We start from the raw sequence: 22675 nt of genomic DNA, 5'->3' as shown, positions 1-22675 counted from the left end.
AATATTCCGGCATCCCGCCGTAGAGAAAGATTGTGGAGGTATCACTATGTTGACGCTGACCAAAGAGAATTTTGAACAGGAAGTTTTACAGTCCGACCGTCCGGTTTTGGTCGATTTCTGGGCACCCTGGTGTGTCTACTGCCGCCGCATCTCTCCCGTCCTCGATCGCATGGACGGTCAGAGCGATGTCGTGATCGCAAAGATCAACATTGACGAGCAGCCCGAGCTGGCTGAGCGCTTCGGCGTTGAAGTCATTCCGACGTTTTATCTGTTCCAGAACGGTGCGCATGGCGACAAGCTGATCGCACCCGGTTCGCAGGCACAGCTTGAAGATTGGATCGCCGCACAGCGCGGCTGAACAGGAGGGTTTATTCCATGAAGCATTCGACCTATGACGTTGTCATCATCGGCGGCGGCCCGGGCGGCTACGCCGCAGCACTCTACTGTGTCCGCGCCGGCCTGAGCACGCTGGTACTGGAAAAGCTGTCCGCCGGCGGACAGATGGCAACCACGACCCAGGTAGACAACTACCCCGGTTTTGACGAGGGCATTGACGGTTTTGAACTGGCAGAAAAAATGCAGCGCGGTGCCGAGCGTTTTGGCGCTGAGACCGAGTACGCAGAAGTGACCGCACTTGACCTGACCGCGCAGCCCAAGCGCATCACCACCAGCGCAGGCGACGTATTTGGCCGCACGGTCATTCTGGCAACCGGCGCTTCTCCCCGTCCGCTGGGTATCCCGGACGAAGATGCTCTGCGCGGCCGCGGTGTATCCTACTGCGCGACCTGCGACGGTATGTTCTTCCGCGGCAAGACGGTCGTTGTCGCAGGCGGCGGCAACTCGGCTGCCGAAGACGCACTGTCGCTGTCCAAGGTCTGCAAGAAAGTCTATCTGGTACATCGCCGCGACACCCTGCGCGCAACCAAGAGCTATCTTGCGCCGCTGGAAAAGGCTTCCAATCTGGAGTTTGTCTGGAACAAGCAGATCGACCGTCTGATCGCACCCGACGGTCAGCTGACCGCAATCGGCATGACCGACCGCGTCACCGGCGAAGTATCCACGCTGGAAACCGACGGTCTGTTCGTCGCCATCGGCCGTGTGCCTGACACCGCACTGATTGCCGGTCAGGTCGAGCTCGACGAGCAGGGCTACATCGTTGCCGACGAGACCACCCGCACCAGTGTACCCGGTGTCTTCGCGGTCGGTGACGCACGCGTAAAGCCCCTGCGCCAGATCATCACGGCAGCATCGGACGGTGCAACCGCGTCCAAGTTCGTCGAGGAATATCTCAACCAGCTCTAAACCCCATACAGACACAAAAAAGCGAGGCATAACGCCTCGCTTTTGATTTCTCCATCAGCCGATACCACCGTAGGCGATACCCAGCAGGAAGACGGCCATGGTCAGGCCGCAGAACACATATTTATAGAGCGGATAATACCAACCGCCGACGCGGCGCGCTCTGCCCAGAGAGACCGCGTCCTCCACCTTCTCGCGTCCCCAGACCCACGCGAACAGGATACCGGCCAGACCGGCACCGAGCGGGCACACGTAGATGGATACAAAGTCCATCCAGTCGGAGACAATACCCTGAATGCATAGAGATACGATCGAGCCGATGATTGCAATGACGACAACCGCGCCAGCACGGCTGAAATGCAGATGATCCTGCAAGGTGGCAACCGGTGCCTCAAACAGGTTGACCAGCGAGGTCAAGCCCGCAATCAGGACTGCCAGGAAGAAGATAATCATGACAATCTGACCACCCGGCATGGCTGCAAACAGGTTGGGCAGATAAATGAACATCAGACCCGGGCCGCCGTCAAACGCGGTGCGTCCGGTCGCAGCCATCGCCGGAACGATGACCAGTGCGGCGAGCATGGCTGCCAACGTGTCAAACAGCGCAACCTTCCATGCAGAGCTGACGATATCTTCCTTGTCGGACAGGTACGAGCCATAGATAATGGTACCGTTGCCCGCCAGCGACAGCGAGAAGAACGACTGTCCGAGTGCGTAAACCCACATTTCGGGCTTCTTGAGCATCTCGGGATCAACGGTAAACATCCAGCGGTAGCCGTTGGACGCGCCGTCTTGGAAACCGACATAGATCACCAGTCCGATAAACAACGCATAGAACAGCGGAATCATGATCTTGTTGGCACGCTCGATGCCGCCGGCGATGCCCAGTGCCATGATGACAAAGGTCACGACCAGCGCGATGATCAGCCACATATTGTTACCGAAGGCTGCGGCCGTCTGACCGAATGCCTGTTCATAGCCCGACACGTCGCTCACGTCCGCGCCATAGGCCAGTGCCAAGCCGGTAAACGCATCGAACAGGTACTTGAAAATCCAGCCGACAACGACCGAATAGCCGATCGCGAGCGCCAATGCGCCCACCATGGGCAGCATGCCGATCGCCGTACCCACGCGCTTTTTACCGCGTGATGCGCATGCCTGCTCGAATGCACCGACCGGGCCGGTACGTGCCGCACGGCCGAAGCTCATCTCGCCGATGACACCCGAAAAGCCGATCACAATGTCAAAAATCAGATACGCGATCAAAAACGCGCCGCCGTACTTGGCAACACGGCTGGGAAACAGCCAGATATTTCCCATACCGACCGCCGAGCCGATACACGCCAGGATAAAACCCCATTTTGATCTCCAAGCATCGCGCGCAGCATCGGCTGCGCCCTGCTGTTTGGTCATATCAAACACCCCTTTTGCCTGCGCAGGCTCCCCTGCGCCTCGTTTCTAAAAAAATGCCCGCGGATGATGTGCACAATCCGCGGACATCTCATGTCTATGTACTGCGCTCACGCGCACGGTCATTTATCGAACAGCAATTGCCTCGATCTCAACCAGTGCGTCCTTGGGCAGACGTGCAACCTCGACCGCAGAACGCGCCGGGCAGTCACCCTCGGGGAAGAAAGTTGCGTATACAGCGTTCATCGCACCGAAGTTCTCCATATCGCTCAGGAAAACGGTGGTCTTGATGATGCGATCCATGCCAACGCCAGCCTCTGCCAGGATTGCCTTGATGTTCTGCAGCGACTGCTTGGTCTGCTCTGCAATACCTGCCGGGAATGCGCCGGTCTCGGGATTGATGGGCAGCTGACCAGAAGTGTAGATCAGGCCGTTTGCCTCAACTGCCTGCGAGTACGGGCCGATCGCGGCCGGTGCAAATGCCGAATGAATGATATTTTTCATAATATTTTCTCCTCTCTTTTGCCTAGTCTTATTTAACCTTACCATGCTCACATCGCTTTGTCAATAGCGCACAAAATGTTTTGACCGTCATCTGGTTTTTTCCATGGAATATGGCGGATTCGGAAGAATTTGGCCGTCATATTTACTGCGGCTGCGGGTCACAATACTAACAGCAACACCCCAAAAAACACAAACACAAAAGGAGAAATGTATCATGACTAACAATAAGAACAGCTCGAATCAGATGGTTGTCCCCGAAGCTCGTGCCGCTATGGATCGCTTCAAGATGGAAGCTGCCGCTGAAGTCGGCGTAAACCTCAAGGAAGGCTACAACGGTGAGCTGACTTCCCGTCAGGCAGGCTCGATCGGCGGTCAGATGGTCAAGAACGTGTGACCCGTACGACGTTTGAGATGTTCCAGGCTGCGCTCCACCATGTCGCCAGTCAGAATCTTGACGCCAAGGCGCATGGTATCCGGGCCTTCGGGCGTGACAAAGATCTTATCAATATACTTGCCGACAAATTCACTCGTCACAACGCCCTGCGCTGCATCCCGCTCGGCATCGCGCAGCACGCGGCGAATGGTATCAATCTGACGGGCAAAGTCGGCATCCGAGGCTTGCTGTGCTTCCAGCGCGGCAAGCTCTTTTTGTGCGTTCTCGATCTCCTTGGTGCACTGCCGGTTCATGGACAGAAAATCCTGATCGGACAGCTCGCCCATCGCATTGAACATCAGTAGCTTCTGCTTCTTCTTTTCGGCGGTCTCGATCACCCGACGCAGTGCGTCGCACTTCTCGCTCACGTCCTCGCTCTGCACGGTCTGCTGATACAGCTTGATATACTCCTCAACCATGTTCTCAGCCAGAGGCGCGGTCTCTCGGAATACGTCGAGCAGAAGCGGCTTGATCTCATCCTCATAGATGGCAAAGGAGTCACAGGACGCTGCGCCATTCTTGATCTTGCCCGAGCATACCCACTTACTGTTTTTGCTGCCGTCTCGTCCCTTGGAGTCTCGCCGGTAATAAGCTGCGCCGCAGCAGGTGCAGTACAGCTTACCGGTCAGCAGATTGGCGTGGTTGCAGATTCCCTGCCGGCTCTTGACATCCTCGCTGCGCTTTTTGAGCACGGCGTTGGCCGCGTCCCATACGTCTTCTGTGACGATCGCCGGGACAATCGCCCCACTCTCGTCCTTGAACATCACCCATTCCTCCGGCGGCAGGAACTTCTGCTTTTTGGTAAACAGGTCGATGACCTTGACCTTGTTGCCTACATAATATCCCTTATACTTGGGATTGGAGATGATGCCCGACATGGTCGTGTGCGCGATCTTTTTACCGTTGTGATTGCGGTAACCGCGCTCCCAAAACAGCGTCTCGAGCTGCTTCATGGAATACCGTCCGGTCGCGTACAGGTCGAACAGCTCGCGTACCATGGGTGCTTCACTCTCGTCAATTACCAGTCGTCCGCCGTCTTTGATATAACCAAAAATCCGACTATTGCCCAGCACGACCGACTTCTTGATCGCCTGCTGATGGCCGAACTTGACGCGGCTGGACAGCTTGCGCAATTCGTCTTGCGCGATACCTGACATGATGGTCAGGCGCAGCTCGGAATCCTCATCTAATGTATTGATGTTATCGTTCTGAAAGAATACGCCTACCCCGGCTGACAGCAGCTCTCGGGTGTACTGAATGGAATCCAGCGTATTACGCGCAAATCGCGTGATCTCCTTGGTAATAACCAGATCGAACAGGTCGCGCTTGGCGTCATCGATCATCCGATGGAAGTTTTCACGCTTGCGCGTCGTCGCCGCCGACAGACCCTCATCGACATAGCCCTGCACGAACGTCCATGCCGTATTCCGGCGGATGAAGTCCTCATAGTAGCTGATCTGATTGCCCAGAGAATTCAGCTGCTCGTCCGACTCACTGGACACACGGGCATAGTAGGTCACCCGCATAGGGATATCGTATATGGTCCGCCCTCTGAGCTGTTGGCGCACAGAATGAATGTCCACGAGTTTTCCTCCTTCAGTTTCGTTTTATCATTATTATATCACGATTGCTTTTGCAGAAAAACTCTAATTTACTGGTAATGAACGGTGTCAGTAAATCACCTAATTCATGCAGCCCAATGGTCAGCAGAAGTGTATCCAGTCCTGTCTGGGCTGCAATCTGCATGAGATACCATCCATCCAAACTTTCATCAAAAAAGCGCAGCCGTTTTCTGCAAAAGAACAGCTGCGCTTTGTCCGTATGTTTGAGAATTGTTCGTCGTTGTGTATGTTATCCTGCTTGATGATACGGGAACGTGAAATCCCGTCATTGCAGGTCATAATCCATTAACCGGAAACCCGCTTGCTTCTCCAGTCAGATGTCATCCAGCCCGTCTGCTGCGAGCTGCTGGTTGTGTTGGTTCCCGTTTCGGTAGTCTGTGTCATCAGCTGCGCAATCAACTCGGCTACATCAGAAATGGGAATCGCATATCCCATGCCCTCGACATCGGTATCAGACAGCTTTGCGGAGTTAATTCCAATCAGCTGTCCATCCAGATTCAGCAAGGCTCCACCGCTGTTGCCCGGATTGATGGCAGCATCTGTCTGAATATAAGTAGATGTTGTTCCGTTTTCACTGGTCAGGCTGCGGTTCAGCGCACTGACAATACCGGTAGTGACAGACTGTCCATAGCCCAATGCATTGCCAATGGCTACCACTTGTTCTCCGACCTCCAGCGCATCCGAGTCACCTACGGTTATGACTTGAATCTGGGAAAGGGTATCGGCAGACAAGTCAGACAACGCGATTTTCAGAACCGCCAGGTCAACCGTCTCGTCCGTGCCGCACAGCTGCGCTTCACAGACCGAATTATCCACAAAGCTTACAGACAGTGTAGTCGCATCCTCCACCACATGCGCATTGGTCACAATGTAAAGGTAAGTGCCGTCGTTTTCAATGATGATACCGGAACCGCAGCTGGTTGTCTCTTCCAGCTGGGTCTGACCCATACCGTTGGGGCCGAAGCGATTGAAAAAGTTCTGCACTTCCTGCACTGAAATATTGGTAATGGCCACTACACTGGGCAAAGCAGCGGCGGCAATGTCCGATACGTCCATGCCGTACCTCGTGGTAGCGTAGGATGTACTAGACAGGTTGGTCAGCACCGCTTCGCCGGATGCCAGACTGTCCGCGGAAACCAGATTGACCTCCTCGGGGAATAGCTGGCTGACACCATAAAAGGCTCCGGCAGAAACTCCTCCAAACAGCGCTGCGCTGAGTACCAGCGACACAAAGCGCTGAACCGGCCTCGGGTGCTTGTGCTGCGGATATTTCTTCGGCAGGTAAATTTCGGGTAAATTTGCTTTTGTCTCAAGCCATGTATTCTTATCATGTTTGTAATCCATAAGGCAGACTCCTTTCCGATAGGGGTTGTGTTTGTTTCTGCCTCTAGGATAAACCCGAAACCATAATTATAATTAAAAATCACGCAGGCAAGTGAATCAAAAATGTCAGCGTCTGACCATCCGCACTTTCTGCCCGAATTTTGCCCTTGTGTGCCAGCACAATACTTCTGGCGATGGACAATCCCAGACCGTAGCCGCCTGTCTCGCTGTTGCGGGACTGGTCTGTGCGATAAAACCGATCAAAAAGATGGGGCAGCTTGTCCCGATCCACCGGTTGGGAGGAAGTATTGGACACAGCCAGAACAATTGCCCTTCCCTGTTTCTCCAGCCGCAGCTCCAGATGTCCACCGACAGGAGAATATTTCAGCGCATTATCCAACAGAATGGACAAAAGCTGCCGAATCGCCTTTTCGTCCCCGGTAAACGGGAGCATCGGCTGGATATACACAGAAAATTCCTTCTCCTGACTTTTCGCAAGCGACTGGAAAGACTGCGCCATCTCCTCGGCTACATCAGAAAGGGGAAACTCAATGCGCTGGAGCTTCGGCTGCTCCTCATCCATGCGGGAGAGATAGATCAGGTCGTTGGTCAGGCCGGTAAGCCGCTGCGCCTGACGGCGGATATCTGAAATCCACTGATTTTCTCCGCACTCCATCTCCGCCAGATCGGCGTCTGCGCTGATGATGGTCATAGGGGTCTTTAGTTCATGGCCGGCATCGGTGATGAAGCGCTTTTGCTTTTCATAGCTCTCCGCCACCGGTCGAACCATACGTCTGGACAGGAGCAGCAGCAGTACAAAAACTGCCAGCAGCCCCAGCAATGCCAGCAGCACACTGGTTAACAGTGTCGTTCGGAACCCTGAAAGGCTGCGGCCACAGTCCAGAAAAATAATCAGACTGCCCTGTTCATCTTCGCACAGCAGATAGCGGTAATCCCCTAAAAAACCAGAGCTGCGGCCAGAGGCAAACACACTCTGGGCACAAGCCGCTGCTTCCTCCTCGTCCACTGCGGCAATCTGATCTGTGTCGGTTCCAATCACCTGACCTGCTTGATCCAACCGGACAGAGAAGAAACGGGACTCATACGGTGTCTCAGGAGACAGTCCCCGCTGACCCAAAGAACCTTTTTTCCCCGGCAGCTCACCATCCGGTGGAACCGTCCCGGCAGTCTGTCTGCCATGATTCTTGGGAAAAACACCGTCATTGTCATGCAGCAGAGCCAGTACCGCATCCGCATCACAGACCACCTTGGTGTAGCTCATCAGGTTCACGCCGCCCAGAATCACAACCAGAACAATGGTCAGGGACACCATACAGGCAACTATGAGCTTGCGTCGAAGGCGTTTAATCATGGCCGTTCCTCCAGAGAATAGCCCGCATTTCGGGTCGCTTTGATCTGAATGTTCGCCTGAAGCGCTGCCAGCTTTTTGCGCAGGTAAGAGATGTACACCCACACCACATTCAGCTCCACATCGCTGTCATAGCCCCAGATTCGCTCCAAAAAACGCTCTGTGGGAATGAGCTGCCGCGGATTGCGAAGCAGCAGCTCCATCATCTGATATTCCTTATTGGCCAGACGGAAGCTGCCGTGGGGCGAGGACAGTTCAAAGGTCGTCTGGTCCAGCGTAATATTGCCCCATGTTAGACGGCTGGTTATCTGTCCGCCGGTCTGGCTGCGGGTCATGGCCCGGATACGAGCCATCAGCTCAGCCGTAGAAAAAGGCTTGGTCAGATAGTCATTGGCGCCCATATCCAAACCGGTCACCTTGTCCTCTACCTCTGATTTTGCCGTGAGCATCAGTACCGGAATCGGATTTCCTTTCTGCCGCAGCCGCCGCAGCACCTCCAACCCGTCCAGCTTGGGCATCATAATATCCAAAATCACAGCGTCATAGTTTCCGCTCTCCAGAAAATCCAGCGCCTCCTGACCGTCATATACCGCATCTACCGAATAGTTGTTTTTCTCCAGCAGAGCGCACACCGCTCTGGACAAAGATCGCTCATCCTCTGCCAGCAAAATTCGCATGTCATCGCCTTCTCTCTTTATATGCTATATGATAAGGACAGTGTATCACCTCTGCCTTAACTCTAATTAAAATCATAGCACAGGTTACAAAAACTGTCATCCGCTCCGCACAGACGGCCTCGCAACTTTAAAATTTATTCATAAAAAAACACCGCTCTTTTAAAGTTCAGTTAGGGTTCGTTTTTTACACTGACTTTGCAATATTTCAAAAGGAGGCCTCGCAAATGAAAAACCAGATGGTCTTTCAGCGATATGAATTCAAATATTTAATCAGCACGCGTCAGCTGCATACCCTGCTGACCGCCATGGCACCCCATATGGTGCCTGACGAATACAGTCACAGCTCCATCCGCAATTTGTATCTGGACACCCCGGACTTCCGGCTCATCCGCCGCAGTCTGGAGAAACCGGTCTATAAAGAGAAAATCCGGGTGCGCAGCTACGGTCGGGCGAGTGCAGACGCACCGGTGTTTGTGGAACTGAAAAAGAAGTACCGCTCTGTGGTATACAAGCGCCGCATCTCCATGCCCCAGAATCGAGCGCTGGGATGTGTGTCCGGAACCCAGCCCTGGCCAGACAGCCAGATTGGTGCAGAACTGGCGTATGCTGCGGACTTTTACAAAGCGCTGCATCCTGCGGTATTTCTCTCCTATGAGCGCGATTGCTTCCGCGGCGTGAAGGGCGAGGACTTTCGTGTGACCTTTGACTCTGAAATTCGTTACCGTCAAGAAAATCTGACACTGGATTCCGACACCCGAGGTATCCCAATTCTCGCCCCGGGTCAGGTCTTGATGGAAGTCAAGGCAGCCGGCGGGATTCCCCTTTGGATGACGCATGTACTGTCTGAGCAAGGGATTTTCAAAACATCATTTTCCAAATACGGCACAGTTTATCAGGACATCATACTCACTGGACAAAGAGGAGAACAAAAATATGCTTGAATCATTTTTTCGTGGATTATTTGACACTTCACTGACCATTATCATTTCCCCTGGCAACTTTCTGCTATGCGTAGGAGTGTCTCTGCTTCTGGGATTGCTGCTGTGCGGCATGACCATGTGGCGTTCCCGGTTCAGTCGGAGTCTCATGGTTACTCTGGCAATCCTTCCCGCCGTAGTGTGCGTGGTGATTATGATGGTCAACGGCAATGTGGGAACCGGTGTGGCGGTAGCCGGAGCCTTCAATCTGGTACGTTTCCGCTCCGCTCCCGGCTCTGCCCGAGAGATTGCAGCATTGTTTGTGGCCATGGGCACCGGACTGATCACCGGCATGGGCTATCTGGGCTACGGCGTTCTGTTTACTTTGATTCTGGGCGTCGCCATGATGGTTTACAATGCAATCAGTCTCCGCTCCCAGACGGGCGATATTACCGAGTGTACCCTGCACATCACCATTCCGGAAGATCTGGATTATGTCGGAGTGTTTGACCCAATCCTGACCGAATACACGCGCTGCCATGCGCTCACCCAAGTGAAAACCACCAACATGGGCAGCCTGTTCAAGCTGACCTACGACCTGACGCTGAAAGACCCCGCCCAGCAAAAAAACTTCATCGATCAGCTGCGGCTGCGCAATGGTAATCTGGAAATCTCTCTGGGACACCCGGACAACACCGTGGCTACTCTGTAAAAAGAAAGGATTCGATTATGCATACAATAAAATACCGATACCGCGCGCTGGCGCTGTGCGCCCTGCTGATGCTCAGCGGCTGCGGTGCCCAGGCTTCGTCGTCCTCCACCACGCAGACTGCCGCCTCTGAGCAGGCAGCCACCACAGTATCTGCCATAGACACCACCAGCATCTTCAGTGACCGCGATTTGGATGCAAGCTATGACGAAAGCACGGCCATCAAGATTGCACTCAACGGAGACAGCGCCGCCTGTGACTCCGACGCGGTCACCATAGAAGGCAGTCAAATCACCATCGGGGCCGAAGGCATCTATCTGCTCTCCGGCACCCTCACTGACGGTCAGATTGTAGTCAGCGCCGGAGAAACCGACAAGGTACAGCTGGTTCTGGCCGGTGCGGATATTACCAGCAGCACCTCTGCCGCCATCTATACGCGAACCGCAGATAAGGTCTTTGTTACGCTGGCTGAAGGGACGCAAAATACGCTGACCAACGGCGGAACATACACAGCCATCGACGAGAACAACATCGACGCTGTCCTCTTCGCCAAGACCGACCTGACCCTCAACGGCTCCGGCAGCCTGACCATCAATGCGCAGGCTGGACACGGCGTTGTATCCAAGGACGATCTCGTGGTCACGGACGGTAACTATACCATAGCTTCTGCCGGACACGGTCTATCCGGCAAGGACAGCATTGCCATTGCCGACGGCACTTTTTCCATCACATCCGATCAGGATGGCATTCATGCAGAAAACAGTGAAGATACCTCTCTGGGCTACCTGTATATTGCCAACGGAGCCTTTACCATCGTCTCCCAGGGTGATGCGATCAGCGCACAGGGAGCCGTTCAGATCGACGGCGGCAGCTATGACCTGTATACCGGTTCGGGCAGTGCCAGCGTGGACATGACCAGCAGCGAGTCCGGCCAGATGGGCGGCTTCCGCGGCGCAATGAGTACCCCGACAGAAGATACTGTCACAGAAACCGAGGAAGATTCCGTCAGTCAGAAGGGCATCAAAGGCGAAAGCACCTACGCCATCAACAACGGTACCTTCACCATTGACAGCGCAGACGACTGTTTCCATGCGGGTGGCGCAATGACCATTGCCGCAGGAGAATTCACCCTGAACAGCGGAGATGACGCAATCCACTGCGATGACGCGCTCACCGTCCAGAGCGGCACCTTTACCATCCCCTACTGTTATGAAGGCATCGAAGGCCTCTCTATCACCATACAAGACGGCGTATTCGACATTACCTCCAACGATGACGGTCTCAACGCGGCCGGTGGTGCAGACAGCTCCGGCTTGGGCGGTTTTGGCGGCCGGCAGCAGGATACCTTCGCTTCCACCTCTGACAGTTTCATTACGATCAACGGCGGTACCTTCACCATTGTGTCTACCGGCGACTGCGTGGATTCCAACGGTGCTTTGACCATCAACGGCGGCACATTGAATCTTACCTGTAACGGCAGCGGAAACACCGCCATCGATTGCGACGGCACCTACACGAACAACGGCGGCGATCTTACGACCAATGACGGTTCGGAGAACACCCCCGGTCAGATGGGCGGCGGCAAAGGCGGCGGCGGTAAGGGCAGCGGCCGTCAGACTATGCCGCCATCCGACAGCACGACGGACTCTGCTGAGGAGGGTACTCCTCCAGACCGTCAGGCAGCCCCCGAGGCCAGTCAGACAGCATAACAGAAACGCAGCCTACTCATAAACTAAAATAGAATGGCAGGCAGTCTTCTAAAAGGAGGCCGCCTGCCATATTTCTTTCGAACGCTTCGTACAGATCTAACTTCTAGCTCTCAACCGCTTCTTTTCCTAGATAAATTCCAGCTTTCATTTACTTTTCTCCTGTTTTCCACGTTCGCGCATAACACATTGCTCCATAACAGCGCTCACATGGCCAATCGAATCTGTGCAGTCGTTTTTCAGCCATTCCGAAATAATGGCCATAAGGCCATGAATATAAAACGTCAGTATATAACTTCGATCTGCCTCTGCGATCTGAAATCGCTCCAGAATCGGGATGAAAACATGCTCCATCATACGACTGTATGTTTTGTCCAGGCCGAGTGAACCGGAATTCTTCAATGCGATTCGGAACAGACGTTTATTTTGCGCGATGTATGCAAGATACGGTCTCAGGAACTCAGGGGTGACCAGATATAATTCATCCAAGGGACATTGCTGAATTTTGGAGATAAAGTCCTCCGACCGCAGCTTCATGTGTTCCAGAAATTGCTCATTCATGTACTGTATATTTTCTGCGAGCAAATCTCCGATCGTCTCATAGGGCAGATAGAAGGTGGAGCGATTGACACCCGCTGCTTCACAGATTTCCTTCACTGTGATATACTCCATATCTTTCTTTTCCAGCAGTTCCAGAAAAGCTTGATCCATCCGGAGCGCAGTATTAAAGTATTTGCTTTCGGATTTCTTCATTACTCTTCACCTCCTTTTTATTTTTGACAACGGTACCTAAATGCCAGATATGCTCTCATAATGTACAAAACAGTCATGGAACAAAAGACAGCGGCACACCGGGCTGTAGGCCGAACAAGCCGCCCTGCCAATGCTGGCAAGGCGGCAAGCAGGATAACGAGAGAATATGCTGACAGCAAAAAAATTGGATACGCAGCAGCACTTTCTTCCCGATGGGACGCAAAGACGAAAATGAGTGCGGCAAAAGAGGCCGTTGGGACAGTACCTATGATCCGCTTGGGCGGATGAAGAAACCTGTCCAGAATCATCTTTGCTTTCTTCATTCTATTATTCTCCGCTGATTTCTTTAGCCAGTTCCATGATCTCGAAAGCGTATTTCCGCTTTCCTTTCGCCAGCATTTTCTTGTAAATAGGATAGTTGATGCCCATGCCAGCCAAGCCGATGAGCCCGATGATGACACCAAGCACGAACGACGCCAAACTGCCGCTTCCAATCACGTCCATAGAAAGGCACATGCCCACTCCGGCAATCAGCGCACTGACAATGCCAACAGAGTAGGTAAATACGGTTGCCGGCAGCTTTGCTCTTGCATCCAGTTTTCGAAGAGCGATGACCTTGGAATCATCCTTTGGGGCATATTCGTTTGCAAGGTGTTCGGCGTAGATTTTATCTGTGTTCATGGTTTGTACCTCCTTGATTTGATGGTTTTATCTTATCAGAATCAAAAGGACGACGGAACAACACAGATCGGACTTCGTGTTGAGTTAAAAACCTTCTTTAGAACGATCAAGCGATATCAGTTCGATATTTTTTGAAAATGGTGTCGATATTGTGTCGGTGTAATGCCAATATATTTTTTAAAGGTCGTGCTGAAATGGCAATGGTCACTAAATCCCAACTTCTCACTGATAACGCCAATCGGAATCTGTGTATTCATCAAAAGATTTTGCGATTCACCGATTTTACGGCACATGACGTACTTCATCATCGAAATACCGGTTTCTGCTTTGAATATATGTGCAAGGTAAAACGGACTAATATGAAACCGCATTCCCAGCTCCTGTAGCTGTAGCGGTTCTATAAAGTGTGTATCCAGATACTGCATGATATTCTGAATGAATTCTTCTGTATTCTTTTCGACCAGCCCATTTGGCTGCTGTCTCCAATGCAGTTTCTCATAAACAATGCCAAGCAAAGCATTTGCCAACTGACCCGACACCGCTTGATGCACCGCGGATTGCTGGTCAAGTGCATGTAGCGCAAGCAGAATGTGTTCCACCACGTCCCGGTCCTCCAAAAAATATAAAACCGGGTTATTTTCTGCGCCGCTCAATGTATTGGGCTGCATTCCTCGCAGCGCAACCCCTTGCAAAACACAGCAATAACTTTCCATATTATGTCGCCTAAATGGCTCTTCTCCGTGCATTACGCCTGCATTGCAGATCACCAAATTACCGGAACGGACGAAATATTTTTTACCTGCAACAAGATACTGTCCTTCTCCTTTCATCACATAGAACAATTCCAGTACATCATCGTGCTTATGCAGCAACTGTGAATGCTGCTCATGATATTTTGCATCAACAAAATGCAAGTGAACAAATTGCGCTGTTGGAACAGCATCGGCATACATTCGACTCCCCTCCTTTGGTTCTATATGGCTTATCATATCCAAATTATGTGTCTATCGCAAGGACATCCAAATATTTTCGCAAGATATTAAAAGATATTGTCTATAAAAACCTTATAATGAGAAATCAGAAACCATATTTTCACCATTGGGAAAGGAACCCGTCATGCTTCAGCACTTTATGAAAAAGCAGGTATCTCCCATTTTTCATTCCGAACAGATGCCCCAACTTTACTATATGGGAAAGGTACTGCCCGAAATCAGCAGCTATCCTCGCATCTTACATTCCCATGCAGAGCATGTGGAAATCAGCATCATTTACAGCGGGATCAGCGAATACCTCATCGGCGATCAGCGCCAACTGATCCGACCGGGTGATATCATTATCTATAATGCGGGTGTCGTGCACGATGAGCTTTCCAGCGCCAACGCACAGATTGGAAGCTACTTTTTTGCCGTTGGAAATCTGCAAATACCACATTTACCTGCCAATGCGCTGATTCCAACTAATGTCAACCCTGTATTTCATATATCACAGGATTTTGACGATGTAATCTCCCTGTGTGAAATCATGCGATCTCACTTTGAACACCCGTCTGTCTGGTCACAATATATGATCCATTATGAAACGCAGGCTCTTCTTGAAATCATCTGGCGTGTCATCCATACAGAACAGCGCCCACAGGAACCACATCCCAATTACTATTTAGGTTATAAAATCCAAAATTATATTGATGCGCATTATCTGGAACCTCTTACCATGAAGCAAATCAGCACAGCATTGGGTATGAGCGCATCCTATATCTCGCATGTATTCAAAGATATGCTGGGCTATCCTCCCATGCAATATGCGTTGCGCAAAAAAATCGGAGAAGCACAAACCCTTTTGATTTCTACCGATTATCCCATTTCACAAATCGCGCAAATGGTTGGTTTTGACGCGCAAAGCCATTTCAACAAACTGTTCAGCAAGTATGTGGGCATCTCTCCCGGACAGTTTCGTAAGAACTATCGCAAAACACAACAAGCAAACCAAACAAACCACCCGGGGTGTCACCAATAGGAAACACCCCGGCATTTTCTTTTTCCCAAAAGCAGAAATATACAAATCCATGCGTTAAAACCGCACAATCAAGAGTTTTATTTCATCTAGGCTATTTTAAATAAATGCACTTATACATCTCGAATCACGCAGGAAATGCGTTGTTTCTCTTGATTTCCTGCATTTTTCTTTCCTTTTGAAAATTTGTAAGCTTTTACAAATAATCCTGCTGTTTTGTAGAAGCAGAAAATAGGCAGATGCGCAATAATGAATACACCAAGAAACAGCGTCAATCTACGCACATAACACTGACAAAGGAGTAATGAAGTATGGGTATTCATATTTGCGGCGCCCCCTGCTGCTGGGGTGTCGACGACATCAACAATCCACATCTGCCCACGTGGCAGCGCGTGCTGCGCGAAGCGCATGAGGCCGGTTACAGCGCGATCGAACTGGGGCCGAACGGATGGATTCCGACGGATGATATTGAGGGCGTAACCGAAGAGCTGAACAAGAACCAGCTATCAATCGTCGCGGGTACGATCTTCGACGATATGCTCAGTGACGACAACTACGAAAAGCTGCTGCATCAAGTTAACGGCATCTGTCAACTGATCACTAAACTGCCACCCCTGCCACGAGAAGACGGCCAGCGCTGGCCGTCTCCTTACATGACCGTGATGGACTGGGGTCATGATGAACGCGACTATGCAGCAGGCCATTCCGACCGTGCTCCCCGCTTGGACGAAGCTGGCTGGGCCAAGCTCATCAGCCACTTTAAGGGGCTGTGTGAGCGCGCCAACAGCTACGGCGTGCGCCCGGTTCTTCATCCGCACTGTGGCGGCTATATCGAGTTTGGTGACGAGATCGACCGTCTTGCAGAAGAAATTCCGAATGAAATGGCAGGTTTTGTACTCGACACCGGACATTTGCAATATGCGGGCATGGACCCGGTGACATGGCTGCGCAAATACAAGGATCGTCTGGACTATGTACATTTTAAGGACATCGACCCCAAGGTATACAACGAAGTTATGCAGGAACATATCCGTTTCTTTGAGGGCTGTGCCAGAGGTTCGATGTGTCCGATCGGTCAGGGTATGATTGACTACAAAGCGGTTGCCGATGTGCTAGACGAAATCGGCTACAACGGCTACATCACCATCGAGCAGGAATGTGATCCGCGCAACGTCGATAACAGCCTTGCAAACGTCAAGGCAAGCGTAGACTTTCTCAAGGGCATCGGATACAAAATCTAACCTTTTACATCAAAGCAGAAAGGAACAAATATTATGAAACAGGTAAAAGTGGGTCTGATTGGCGCAAACTGGATGGGAAGTTTCCATTCCATTGGCTTGAATAATGTTCGCCAGGCCTATCATGATGTAGAACCGGTATTTGAGCATGTTGCAGATGTCAACGAATCAGCAGCCAAGCTTGCTGCCGAGCGTTTCGGATATAAGAAAGTATCCACCGATTGGCATGACGTCATCAACGATCCGGAAGTCGAACTGGTCATTATTGCAACCCCCAATTTCACCCATGCAGAGATCACGATTGCCGCAGCGGAAGCGGGTAAGCATATTCTGTGCGAGAAACCCATGGCTAATACACTGGCTGAGGGCAAGGCAATGGTAAACGCGATCGAAAAAGCGGGTGTCAAGAGTCTGGTCGACTTCATTTACACCAAATGCCCGGCTAATGTACTTGCAAAAGAACTGATGGATTCCGGTAAACTGGGCGATTTTATCACCTTCCGCGGCGAATTCGACTGCTCTTACTGTGCAGACCCGAACACCCCGGCGACCTGGCGCCAGCTTGCCGCAACTGCCGGCACCGGCGCGCTGGGTGATCTGACCGCACATATCGTCAGCCTATCCGATATGATCGTTGGCAAAAAGATTGTCGAAGTGTTTGCGTCCTGGGATACGCCGTACAAGCAGCGCCCGGATGCGCGTGATCCGTCCAGAATGCTGGACATTGATACAGATGACCAGATCTATGTGATCGTCAAGTACGAGGACGGCCGCATTGGGTCGATGTCCTCCAGCCGCGTCTCGATTGCGCGCCCTGTCAGCCTTGCTTACGAAATTCAGGGCAGCAAAGGCTCGGTCAGATTTGAAATGACTCGCATCAATGAACTTCTGTACTATTCCAATGACTGCGATCCTAAGGAGCGCGGCTACAAGATTATTAAGGGCAACACCCGAAATGGCGACTATGCAAACTTCTGCGGTACGGATGAGCAGGGTATCGCCTACAACGAGGTCATGTCCATTCAGGCGCATGATATTTTGACTGCTATCACGGAAAACCGCAAGGTGGATATTGACATTGCCTACGGTCACTATGTTGATACGATCCTCGAGGCGATGGCCACATCCGCCCGCGAAGGTCGCTGGGTCAAGGTTTCTGAAATGCAATAAACATCTATTACCTATAGACGCGGTGCAGCTGGATTGAGCTGTACCGCGTTTGCGCAACGGATAGGCAGTACAACCAGATATCCAAACCGGACAAACTGCAATCCAACAATTCAGAAATGATTCTTATACGATGAAAAGGAGCTGCATTTGTATGAAAAAAATCCGTATCGGCGTCATTGGCATTGGTGATATCAGTGACGTTTATCTGAACAATCTGAAAAAATATGACGCGGTCGAAGTGATCGCGTGTGCTTCCCGCGGACTGGAAAAAGCACAGCGCAAAGCCGTGCAGCACGGTATTCCCAAGGCTTATGCCTCGGGCGCAGAGGTCATTGCCGACCCGGAAGTCGACCTGATTCTCAACCTGACCACACCACAGGCACACTACGAATATAACCTTGCGGCGCTCAAAGCCGGCAAGCACGTCTACACCGAAAAGCCGCTCGCCATGACCTATGCCCAGGGCAAAGAGCTGGTCGCACTGGCAAAAGAAAAAGGGCTTCTGCTCGGCTGTGCGCCGGATACCTTTTTAGGCGGTCGTCTGCAGACCATCCGCGAACTGATCGACAGCGGCAAACTCGGACACATCACGGGCGGCGGTGCCTACTTCATCGGTCACGGACACGAATTCCACCATCCTGCACCCGCCTTTTTCTATCAACCCGGTGCAGGCCCGCTGTACGATATGGGACCGTATTACATCACCGCACTGCTCAGTCTGCTCGGTCCGGTACAGCGCGTCTGCGCAATGGCCACCAAGGCAGCCGACACCCGGACGGTTCCGTCCGGTCCCAGCAAGGGTCAGGTACTGCCTGTTGATGTAGATACGCACATCAACGCCATTCTTGAGTTCGACTCTGGTACAATCGTCACGCTGACCTGCAGCTTTGATGTGTGGGATTCGGAAATGCCGCGCATGGAACTATATGGTACAGAAGGAACGGTGCTGATCGATGAAAAAGCCCCGATCTCCGGACCAAATCTGTTCGGCGGAGACGCGCTGCTGCGCACGTCCGCAGAGTATCGCTGGGCCGATCCCGCGCGCAGCGCCGCACATGTGAACACCCCGTGGACGGTTATTCCCAACCATCATCCGTTTAATTCCATCAGTCACGCGGAAAATCCGCGTGGTATCGGTCTGGTAGACATGGTCTATGCGCTTGCCCAACACCGCAAGCCACGCGCCTCGGGCGACATGGCGCTGCATTCACTGGAAGTCATGGAGTGCATCCTCAAATCCGCGCATGAGCACATCTTCTGTGAGCCGGAAACTACCTTTGAGCGTCCCGCTCCCCTGCCGCTCGATTTCCCAGCAAGTGAAACAGCGCATTAAAAAACTCTTACAAAAACAGCAAAGGCTGCCTGCGGGCAGCCTTTGTTTATTGCATCACGATTTTCTTGCCATTGCCGCACAAGCCGCAGCCACAATATCTGCAGCTGTCAGATTGTACTGCTGCATCAGGAAGTCCTGCGGACCAACCTGACCGAAGCGATTCTGGATACCTACACGTTCAAGCGGTATCGGACACTTAGCCGCGAGCAAATTCGCCACAGCCGAACCCAGGCCGCACGAAACCTGATGATTTTCCGCAGTCACAATACAGCCGGTTTCGGCAGCCGCTTTTAAAACCAGTTCATCATCCAGCGGCTTCCACGTGTGCATATCGATCACTCGTGCAGAAATACCTTGCTGTGCCAGCTGCTCATGTGCCTTCAGCGCCTCATCCAGCAGGATGCCGGACGCAATAATCGTCACATCCTTTCCGTCACGCAGTGTAACACCTTTACCAATTTCAAATTCCGAACCGTCCGCATATACAGTCGTGAACGTCTTGCGGATCAAGCGCATATAAGACGGCCGGCTGTCTGCTGCCAGCTTTCTCGTCAGTGATTTGGTCTGTGCAAAGTCGCACGAGTCAATAACGACCGCATTTGGAATGGTCATATACAAGGCGCAGTCCTCAAACGGCATATGGGTCGCGCCGTTGAATGCTGCTGTTACGCCTGGGTCGGAACCGATAACGTGTACAGGCAGTTCGGAATAACCTGCCGCCAAAAATGCCTGGTCGAACATGCGGCGGGAGGCAAAGCAACCGAACGAATGCACAAAAGCCGTCAGCCCGGTCGCTGCCATACCTGCGGCAACACCCATTGCATTCTGCTCGGCGATGCCTGCGTTGAAAGTCCTCTTGGGAAATGCCTTCAACAACTTGCCGGTATTGATGCAGCCCATCAGATCACAGTCGATATGTACCAGCTTTTTGTTTTCTGCCATCATTTCCAGCATCGCCTCTACATAGCCGTCACGATTTGCACGGCTGTCTTTCTCGTGCTTGCCAATCAATGTTACGCTCATTATTTTTCCCTCCCTTACTGCTCGTTTTTGACTGCCTGCAGAGCTGCTTCCGCTGCTGCAATTGCCTCATCCCACTGCTCCTGCGTCGGCTGCGAGGAATGCGCTCCCGAGGGTTCGGCAAAGGTTGCGCCCTTGCCCTTGACCGTATTCAAAATCAGGCAGCTCGGCTTGCCCTTGCAGGCACAAGCCTGCTGCAGCGCATCATAAATCTGCTCAACGTCGTTGCCGTCCTTGACTGAAATGACATTCCAGCCAAACGCATCAAACTTAGCGCCGATGCCCTTGCCATGGCTCATTACGTCAGCAACCGCGCCGTCCAACTGGCGTTTGTTGTCATCCACCAGGCAGATCAAGTTATCCAGCTGATAATGCGCAGCAAACTGTGCACCCTCCCAGATCTGTCCTTCATCTGCTTCGCCGTCGCCAATCGCCACAAACACACGATTGCCGCGTCCCTGCACACGGTTACCCAACGCAGCGCCAATTGCTTCGCTCATACCCTGCCCCAGCGAGCCGGTCGTCAGATCAACGCCCACCGTTTTATTGCGATCCGTATGGGACGGGAAGTCGGTGCCCGGCTGGTTGAGCGTATAAGCGGTCTCAATCGGATAATAGCCCTTCAGGCCCAGTGTTGCGTACATGACCGGTCCGCCGTGTCCCTTGGAAAGCACAAACCAATCGCGATCCTCCCAGCGCGGGTTTTTGGGGTCAATCTTCATGACTGCACCGTACAGCACCGCCATCGCATCTGCCATGGACATAGAACCGCCGACGTGTCCGAAGCCGCGGGAGCCGATGATTTTCAATGTTTCCAGGCGGATTTCCGCGGCGAATACGCGAAGCTCATGCAATTTCTGCTGATCCATAATTTCCTCCTTTATGTATGCGAATAAGCGCCCGCCCGATGCCTTCGGACGAGCGCTTGTCCTTTGGTTTATTCAATACGGGCAATCTCTTTGGCAAGCTTTTTCTTCTGCTCCAGATTGGACTGGCGCGCGATCATGATGCGCTGCGCCTGCGGCGATCCTGCGCCGTGCATCGACTCAGGCAGGTAGCCTACGGCTGCCGTACCCATCGTCATGTTCTCAATCAGACGCAATACGCGCATACGATCCTCGGTTGGAACGGAAGCCACGCCCTTGAGATACTTCTCGATATAATCGTGCGTTGCCGGGTTACGGTAATCTGCCTCGGACGGCTGTGTGACCATAAGACCTCCCGCGAGGTCCTGCGCAAGCCGTGCAATCTCATACGGGAAACGCGTAACGTTCTGCTTGCAGACGTTTGCCAGCAACAGATCGATCAGATAGTTGCCGCTCTTGGTCTGGGTACCCTGAGAAGAGCACGCAATGCCGCAGCAGTACAGCGTTTCGTTCAGATGTGTCATCTCGATGATCTTGTCCTTAACGTGACTTGCCTTTGCACAGCCCGCCATTTCAGTCGCAAGTGCAGTCGCGCCGATCAGCACATCGCCTACGCCAACCTTGCAGCCGCCATAGCTCTGACGGTGATATCCCGCAAAGCGCTCTACCATCATACCGGCAAACTCCACTTCGCCGTTGAGGAAGATCATGTCATTCGGGATGAACACGCGGTCAAAAATGACAAGCACTTCGTGACCGCCGTACACCTTATTGCCCACATCAATGTCGTTGTACGCCTCGGTCTTGCGTGTGTCACAGGACTGTCGACCAAGGATCAGCGTGATGCCTTCCGCATCGGTCGGGCACGCAAACGAGATTGCATAATCCTCATCTCCCTTGCGCATGGAGATCGTCGGCATCACAAGCACATAATGGCTGTTCAGATAACCGGTCTGGTGTGCCTTCGCACCCGTGACGTACACGCCGTCCGCCGTACGCTCCACCACGTGCAGGAACAGATCCGGGTCAGCCTGCTGGGACGGAGACAGCCCACGGTCACCCTTAACATCGGTCATCGCACCATCGACTGCCCAGTCGTTTTCCTGCACCTCTGACCAAAACTTCTTGAAATTCTCGTGATACTTGGTACCGCAAGCCTCATCGGTTTCATATGTCGTGGAGTAAACAGCGTTTGCCGCATCCAGTCCAACACAGCGCTGAAAGCATGCCGCCGTCTTTTGACCCAGCAAGCGCTGCATCTTGACCTTACGAATGAGGTCATCCGCAGACTGGTGCAGATGTGTGAATCGGTTGATCTTCTTGCCTGTGAGGCTGGAGGTTGCGGTCATCAGGTCTTCGTACTGCGGGTCCTCCGCCAGTTCATAGGTCGCCGCAAAGGAGTTAAGAGACGGACGCACGATCGGGTCATCCACCACATTTTCTACCTTTTCCCCGAAGCGGTACAAGTTTAAATGCAATCCGCGCAGAGACTGCACATATTGTTCTTTGGTCATCACGATAGATTCCTTCTTTCCTGTGCCCCAGTGGCAGACCGAGGCATGCGTAGATTTCAAGTATAATATAAGAAAAATGTATGATACAAACAGAAAGCAGACAGTAAAAGGATCAAACACA

General features: G+C 52.4%; 23 protein-coding genes. 10 read left to right on the top strand and 13 right to left on the bottom strand.

Annotation, left to right across the window (positions count from 1 at the left end):
- Positions 1–46 precede the first annotated feature (46 nt).
- Both trxA and trxB read left to right on the top strand, forming a co-directional pair.
- A complete protein-coding gene (gene trxA / locus B5F17_RS06250; RefSeq protein WP_087371985.1) occupies positions 47–358 on the top strand; it encodes a thioredoxin in 312 nt (103 codons plus the stop codon).
- Between the two features lie 17 nt (positions 359–375).
- On the top strand, positions 376–1302 hold the full coding sequence (trxB, locus tag B5F17_RS06245; RefSeq protein WP_087371983.1) for a thioredoxin-disulfide reductase: 927 nt from the start codon (positions 376–378) through the stop codon (positions 1300–1302).
- A gap of 54 nt (positions 1303–1356) precedes the next feature.
- On the opposite strand, the gene B5F17_RS06240 is transcribed toward trxB, so the two are convergent.
- Positions 1357–2712: a sodium-dependent transporter gene (locus tag B5F17_RS06240; RefSeq protein ID WP_087371982.1), complete on the bottom strand. Its 1356-nt coding sequence runs from the start codon at positions 2710–2712 to the stop codon at positions 1357–1359.
- A gap of 123 nt (positions 2713–2835) precedes the next feature.
- Positions 2836–3213: a RidA family protein gene (locus B5F17_RS06235; protein ID WP_016146937.1), complete on the bottom strand. Its 378-nt coding sequence runs from the start codon at positions 3211–3213 to the stop codon at positions 2836–2838.
- Positions 3214–3427: 214 nt separating this feature from the next.
- Between B5F17_RS06235 and B5F17_RS06230 the strand changes: the two genes are divergently transcribed.
- Entirely contained in the window at positions 3428–3607 is a 180-nt protein-coding gene (locus tag B5F17_RS06230) for an alpha/beta-type small acid-soluble spore protein (protein ID WP_016146938.1), read from the top strand.
- Here B5F17_RS06230 and B5F17_RS06225 read toward each other — a convergent pair.
- The 4 genes from B5F17_RS06225 to B5F17_RS06210 all read right to left on the bottom strand — a co-directional run bounded on the left by B5F17_RS06225 (position 3586) and on the right by B5F17_RS06210 (position 8637).
- The gene (locus B5F17_RS06225) at positions 3586–5172 is read right to left on the bottom strand and encodes a recombinase family protein (protein ID WP_242968711.1); all 1587 of its coding nucleotides are present in this window, start codon (positions 5170–5172) and stop codon (positions 3586–3588) included. The genes B5F17_RS06230 and B5F17_RS06225 overlap by 22 nt on opposite strands.
- A gap of 381 nt (positions 5173–5553) precedes the next feature.
- Positions 5554–6612 (bottom strand): S1C family serine protease, encoded by a 1059-nt coding sequence (locus tag B5F17_RS06220; protein WP_087371975.1) that lies wholly within the window; start codon positions 6610–6612, stop codon positions 5554–5556.
- 79 nt (positions 6613–6691) lie between these two features.
- A complete protein-coding gene (locus tag B5F17_RS06215) occupies positions 6692–7963 on the bottom strand; it encodes a sensor histidine kinase (RefSeq protein WP_087371972.1) in 1272 nt (423 codons plus the stop codon).
- The gene (locus B5F17_RS06210) at positions 7960–8637 is read right to left on the bottom strand and encodes a response regulator transcription factor (protein WP_087371967.1); all 678 of its coding nucleotides are present in this window, start codon (positions 8635–8637) and stop codon (positions 7960–7962) included. Before B5F17_RS06210 ends, B5F17_RS06215 begins: the two co-directional genes overlap by 4 nt.
- 224 nt (positions 8638–8861) lie before the next feature.
- Between B5F17_RS06210 and B5F17_RS06205 the strand changes: the two genes are divergently transcribed.
- The 3 genes from B5F17_RS06205 to B5F17_RS06195 are packed head-to-tail and all read left to right on the top strand — an operon-like array spanning position 8862 to position 11972.
- On the top strand, positions 8862–9578 hold the full coding sequence (locus B5F17_RS06205) for a polyphosphate polymerase domain-containing protein (RefSeq protein WP_087371964.1): 717 nt from the start codon (positions 8862–8864) through the stop codon (positions 9576–9578).
- The gene (locus tag B5F17_RS06200) at positions 9571–10266 is read left to right on the top strand and encodes a DUF4956 domain-containing protein (protein ID WP_087371961.1); all 696 of its coding nucleotides are present in this window, start codon (positions 9571–9573) and stop codon (positions 10264–10266) included. Before B5F17_RS06205 ends, B5F17_RS06200 begins: the two co-directional genes overlap by 8 nt.
- Before the next feature lie 17 nt (positions 10267–10283).
- Positions 10284–11972, top strand: a complete 1689-nt coding sequence (locus tag B5F17_RS06195) for a carbohydrate-binding domain-containing protein (protein ID WP_087371954.1) — start codon at positions 10284–10286, stop codon at positions 11970–11972.
- A 144-nt stretch (positions 11973–12116) separates the two neighbouring features.
- Here the strand turns inward: B5F17_RS06195 and B5F17_RS06190 are convergent, their stop codons facing one another.
- From B5F17_RS06190 to B5F17_RS06175, 3 genes are all read right to left on the bottom strand, one after another.
- Entirely contained in the window at positions 12117–12722 is a 606-nt protein-coding gene (locus B5F17_RS06190; RefSeq protein WP_087371951.1) for a TetR/AcrR family transcriptional regulator, read from the bottom strand.
- 327 nt (positions 12723–13049) lie between these two features.
- A complete protein-coding gene (locus tag B5F17_RS06180) occupies positions 13050–13403 on the bottom strand; it encodes a dihydropteridine reductase (RefSeq protein ID WP_087371945.1) in 354 nt (117 codons plus the stop codon).
- A 116-nt stretch (positions 13404–13519) separates the two neighbouring features.
- Positions 13520–14356, bottom strand: coding sequence for a helix-turn-helix transcriptional regulator (locus tag B5F17_RS06175; RefSeq protein WP_162608102.1), 837 nt, complete (start codon positions 14354–14356; stop codon positions 13520–13522).
- A 178-nt stretch (positions 14357–14534) separates the two neighbouring features.
- Between B5F17_RS06175 and B5F17_RS06170 the strand changes: the two genes are divergently transcribed.
- The gene (locus B5F17_RS06170; RefSeq protein ID WP_162608101.1) at positions 14535–15416 is read left to right on the top strand and encodes a helix-turn-helix domain-containing protein; all 882 of its coding nucleotides are present in this window, start codon (positions 14535–14537) and stop codon (positions 15414–15416) included.
- Between the two features lie 110 nt (positions 15417–15526).
- On the opposite strand, the gene B5F17_RS14675 is transcribed toward B5F17_RS06170, so the two are convergent.
- Positions 15527–15736 (bottom strand): hypothetical protein, encoded by a 210-nt coding sequence (locus tag B5F17_RS14675; protein WP_143287693.1) that lies wholly within the window; start codon positions 15734–15736, stop codon positions 15527–15529.
- On the opposite strand from B5F17_RS14675, the gene B5F17_RS06165 reads away from it, so the two are divergent.
- The 3 genes from B5F17_RS06165 (at position 15725) to B5F17_RS06155 (ending at position 19154) form a co-directional block, all read left to right on the top strand.
- A complete protein-coding gene (locus B5F17_RS06165) occupies positions 15725–16654 on the top strand; it encodes a sugar phosphate isomerase/epimerase family protein (RefSeq protein WP_087371936.1) in 930 nt (309 codons plus the stop codon). The two genes, B5F17_RS14675 and B5F17_RS06165, sit on opposite strands and share 12 nt — an antisense overlap.
- Positions 16655–16687: 33 nt before the next feature.
- Positions 16688–17821 carry a Gfo/Idh/MocA family protein gene (locus B5F17_RS06160; RefSeq protein WP_087371933.1) on the top strand — a complete coding sequence of 378 codons (1134 nt, stop codon included), beginning with the start codon at positions 16688–16690 and terminating at the stop codon, positions 17819–17821.
- Positions 17822–17972: 151 nt separating this feature from the next.
- Entirely contained in the window at positions 17973–19154 is a 1182-nt protein-coding gene (locus tag B5F17_RS06155) for a Gfo/Idh/MocA family protein (protein ID WP_087371930.1), read from the top strand.
- 54 nt (positions 19155–19208) lie between these two features.
- Here the strand turns inward: B5F17_RS06155 and B5F17_RS06150 are convergent, their stop codons facing one another.
- The 3 genes from B5F17_RS06150 to B5F17_RS06140 all read right to left on the bottom strand — a co-directional run bounded on the left by B5F17_RS06150 (position 19209) and on the right by B5F17_RS06140 (position 22554).
- Complete coding sequence (locus tag B5F17_RS06150) at positions 19209–20177, bottom strand: transketolase family protein (protein WP_087371927.1); 969 nt, start codon at positions 20175–20177, stop codon at positions 19209–19211.
- Positions 20178–20191: 14 nt separating this feature from the next.
- Positions 20192–21043, bottom strand: a complete 852-nt coding sequence (locus tag B5F17_RS06145; RefSeq protein WP_164470501.1) for a transketolase — start codon at positions 21041–21043, stop codon at positions 20192–20194.
- A gap of 68 nt (positions 21044–21111) precedes the next feature.
- A complete protein-coding gene (locus B5F17_RS06140) occupies positions 21112–22554 on the bottom strand; it encodes a 4-hydroxyphenylacetate 3-hydroxylase family protein (protein WP_087371922.1) in 1443 nt (480 codons plus the stop codon).
- Positions 22555–22675: the final 121 nt, after the last annotated feature.

The organism is Butyricicoccus pullicaecorum, assembly GCF_002160355.1.
Classification (GTDB): Bacteria; Bacillota; Clostridia; order Oscillospirales; family Butyricicoccaceae; genus Butyricicoccus; species Butyricicoccus pullicaecorum.
Note: the sequence above shows the minus strand (reverse complement) of the source record. Positions and strands in the feature narration are given on the sequence as shown.

Excerpts from the sequence above, each read along its gene's own strand:
- B5F17_RS06200 (WP_087371961.1), top strand. The coding sequence starts at position 9,571 with ATGCTTGAATCATTTTTTCGTGGATTATTTGACACTTCACTGACCATT.
- B5F17_RS06220 (WP_087371975.1), bottom strand. The coding sequence starts at position 6,612 with ATGGATTACAAACATGATAAGAATACATGGCTTGAGACAAAAGCAAAT.
- B5F17_RS06175 (WP_162608102.1), bottom strand. The coding sequence starts at position 14,356 with ATGTATGCCGATGCTGTTCCAACAGCGCAATTTGTTCACTTGCATTTT.
- B5F17_RS06170 (WP_162608101.1), top strand. The coding sequence starts at position 14,535 with ATGAAAAAGCAGGTATCTCCCATTTTTCATTCCGAACAGATGCCCCAA.
- B5F17_RS06215 (WP_087371972.1), bottom strand. The coding sequence starts at position 7,963 with ATGATTAAACGCCTTCGACGCAAGCTCATAGTTGCCTGTATGGTGTCC.
- B5F17_RS06150 (WP_087371927.1), bottom strand. The coding sequence starts at position 20,177 with ATGAGCGTAACATTGATTGGCAAGCACGAGAAAGACAGCCGTGCAAAT.
- B5F17_RS06225 (WP_242968711.1), bottom strand. The coding sequence starts at position 5,172 with ATGCGGGTGACCTACTATGCCCGTGTGTCCAGTGAGTCGGACGAGCAG.
- B5F17_RS06190 (WP_087371951.1), bottom strand. The coding sequence starts at position 12,722 with ATGAAGAAATCCGAAAGCAAATACTTTAATACTGCGCTCCGGATGGAT.
- B5F17_RS06145 (WP_164470501.1), bottom strand. The coding sequence starts at position 21,043 with ATGGATCAGCAGAAATTGCATGAGCTTCGCGTATTCGCCGCGGAAATC.
- B5F17_RS06180 (WP_087371945.1), bottom strand. The coding sequence starts at position 13,403 with ATGAACACAGATAAAATCTACGCCGAACACCTTGCAAACGAATATGCC.
- B5F17_RS06155 (WP_087371930.1), top strand. The coding sequence starts at position 17,973 with ATGAAAAAAATCCGTATCGGCGTCATTGGCATTGGTGATATCAGTGAC.
- B5F17_RS06235 (WP_016146937.1), bottom strand. The coding sequence starts at position 3,213 with ATGAAAAATATCATTCATTCGGCATTTGCACCGGCCGCGATCGGCCCG.
- B5F17_RS06210 (WP_087371967.1), bottom strand. The coding sequence starts at position 8,637 with ATGCGAATTTTGCTGGCAGAGGATGAGCGATCTTTGTCCAGAGCGGTG.
- B5F17_RS06140 (WP_087371922.1), bottom strand. The coding sequence starts at position 22,554 with ATGACCAAAGAACAATATGTGCAGTCTCTGCGCGGATTGCATTTAAAC.
- B5F17_RS06205 (WP_087371964.1), top strand. The coding sequence starts at position 8,862 with ATGAAAAACCAGATGGTCTTTCAGCGATATGAATTCAAATATTTAATC.
- B5F17_RS06160 (WP_087371933.1), top strand. The coding sequence starts at position 16,688 with ATGAAACAGGTAAAAGTGGGTCTGATTGGCGCAAACTGGATGGGAAGT.
- B5F17_RS06195 (WP_087371954.1), top strand. The coding sequence starts at position 10,284 with ATGCATACAATAAAATACCGATACCGCGCGCTGGCGCTGTGCGCCCTG.
- B5F17_RS14675 (WP_143287693.1), bottom strand. The coding sequence starts at position 15,736 with ATGAATACCCATACTTCATTACTCCTTTGTCAGTGTTATGTGCGTAGA.
- trxB (WP_087371983.1), top strand. The coding sequence starts at position 376 with ATGAAGCATTCGACCTATGACGTTGTCATCATCGGCGGCGGCCCGGGC.
- B5F17_RS06230 (WP_016146938.1), top strand. The coding sequence starts at position 3,428 with ATGACTAACAATAAGAACAGCTCGAATCAGATGGTTGTCCCCGAAGCT.
- B5F17_RS06165 (WP_087371936.1), top strand. The coding sequence starts at position 15,725 with ATGGGTATTCATATTTGCGGCGCCCCCTGCTGCTGGGGTGTCGACGAC.
- B5F17_RS06240 (WP_087371982.1), bottom strand. The coding sequence starts at position 2,712 with ATGACCAAACAGCAGGGCGCAGCCGATGCTGCGCGCGATGCTTGGAGA.
- trxA (WP_087371985.1), top strand. The coding sequence starts at position 47 with ATGTTGACGCTGACCAAAGAGAATTTTGAACAGGAAGTTTTACAGTCC.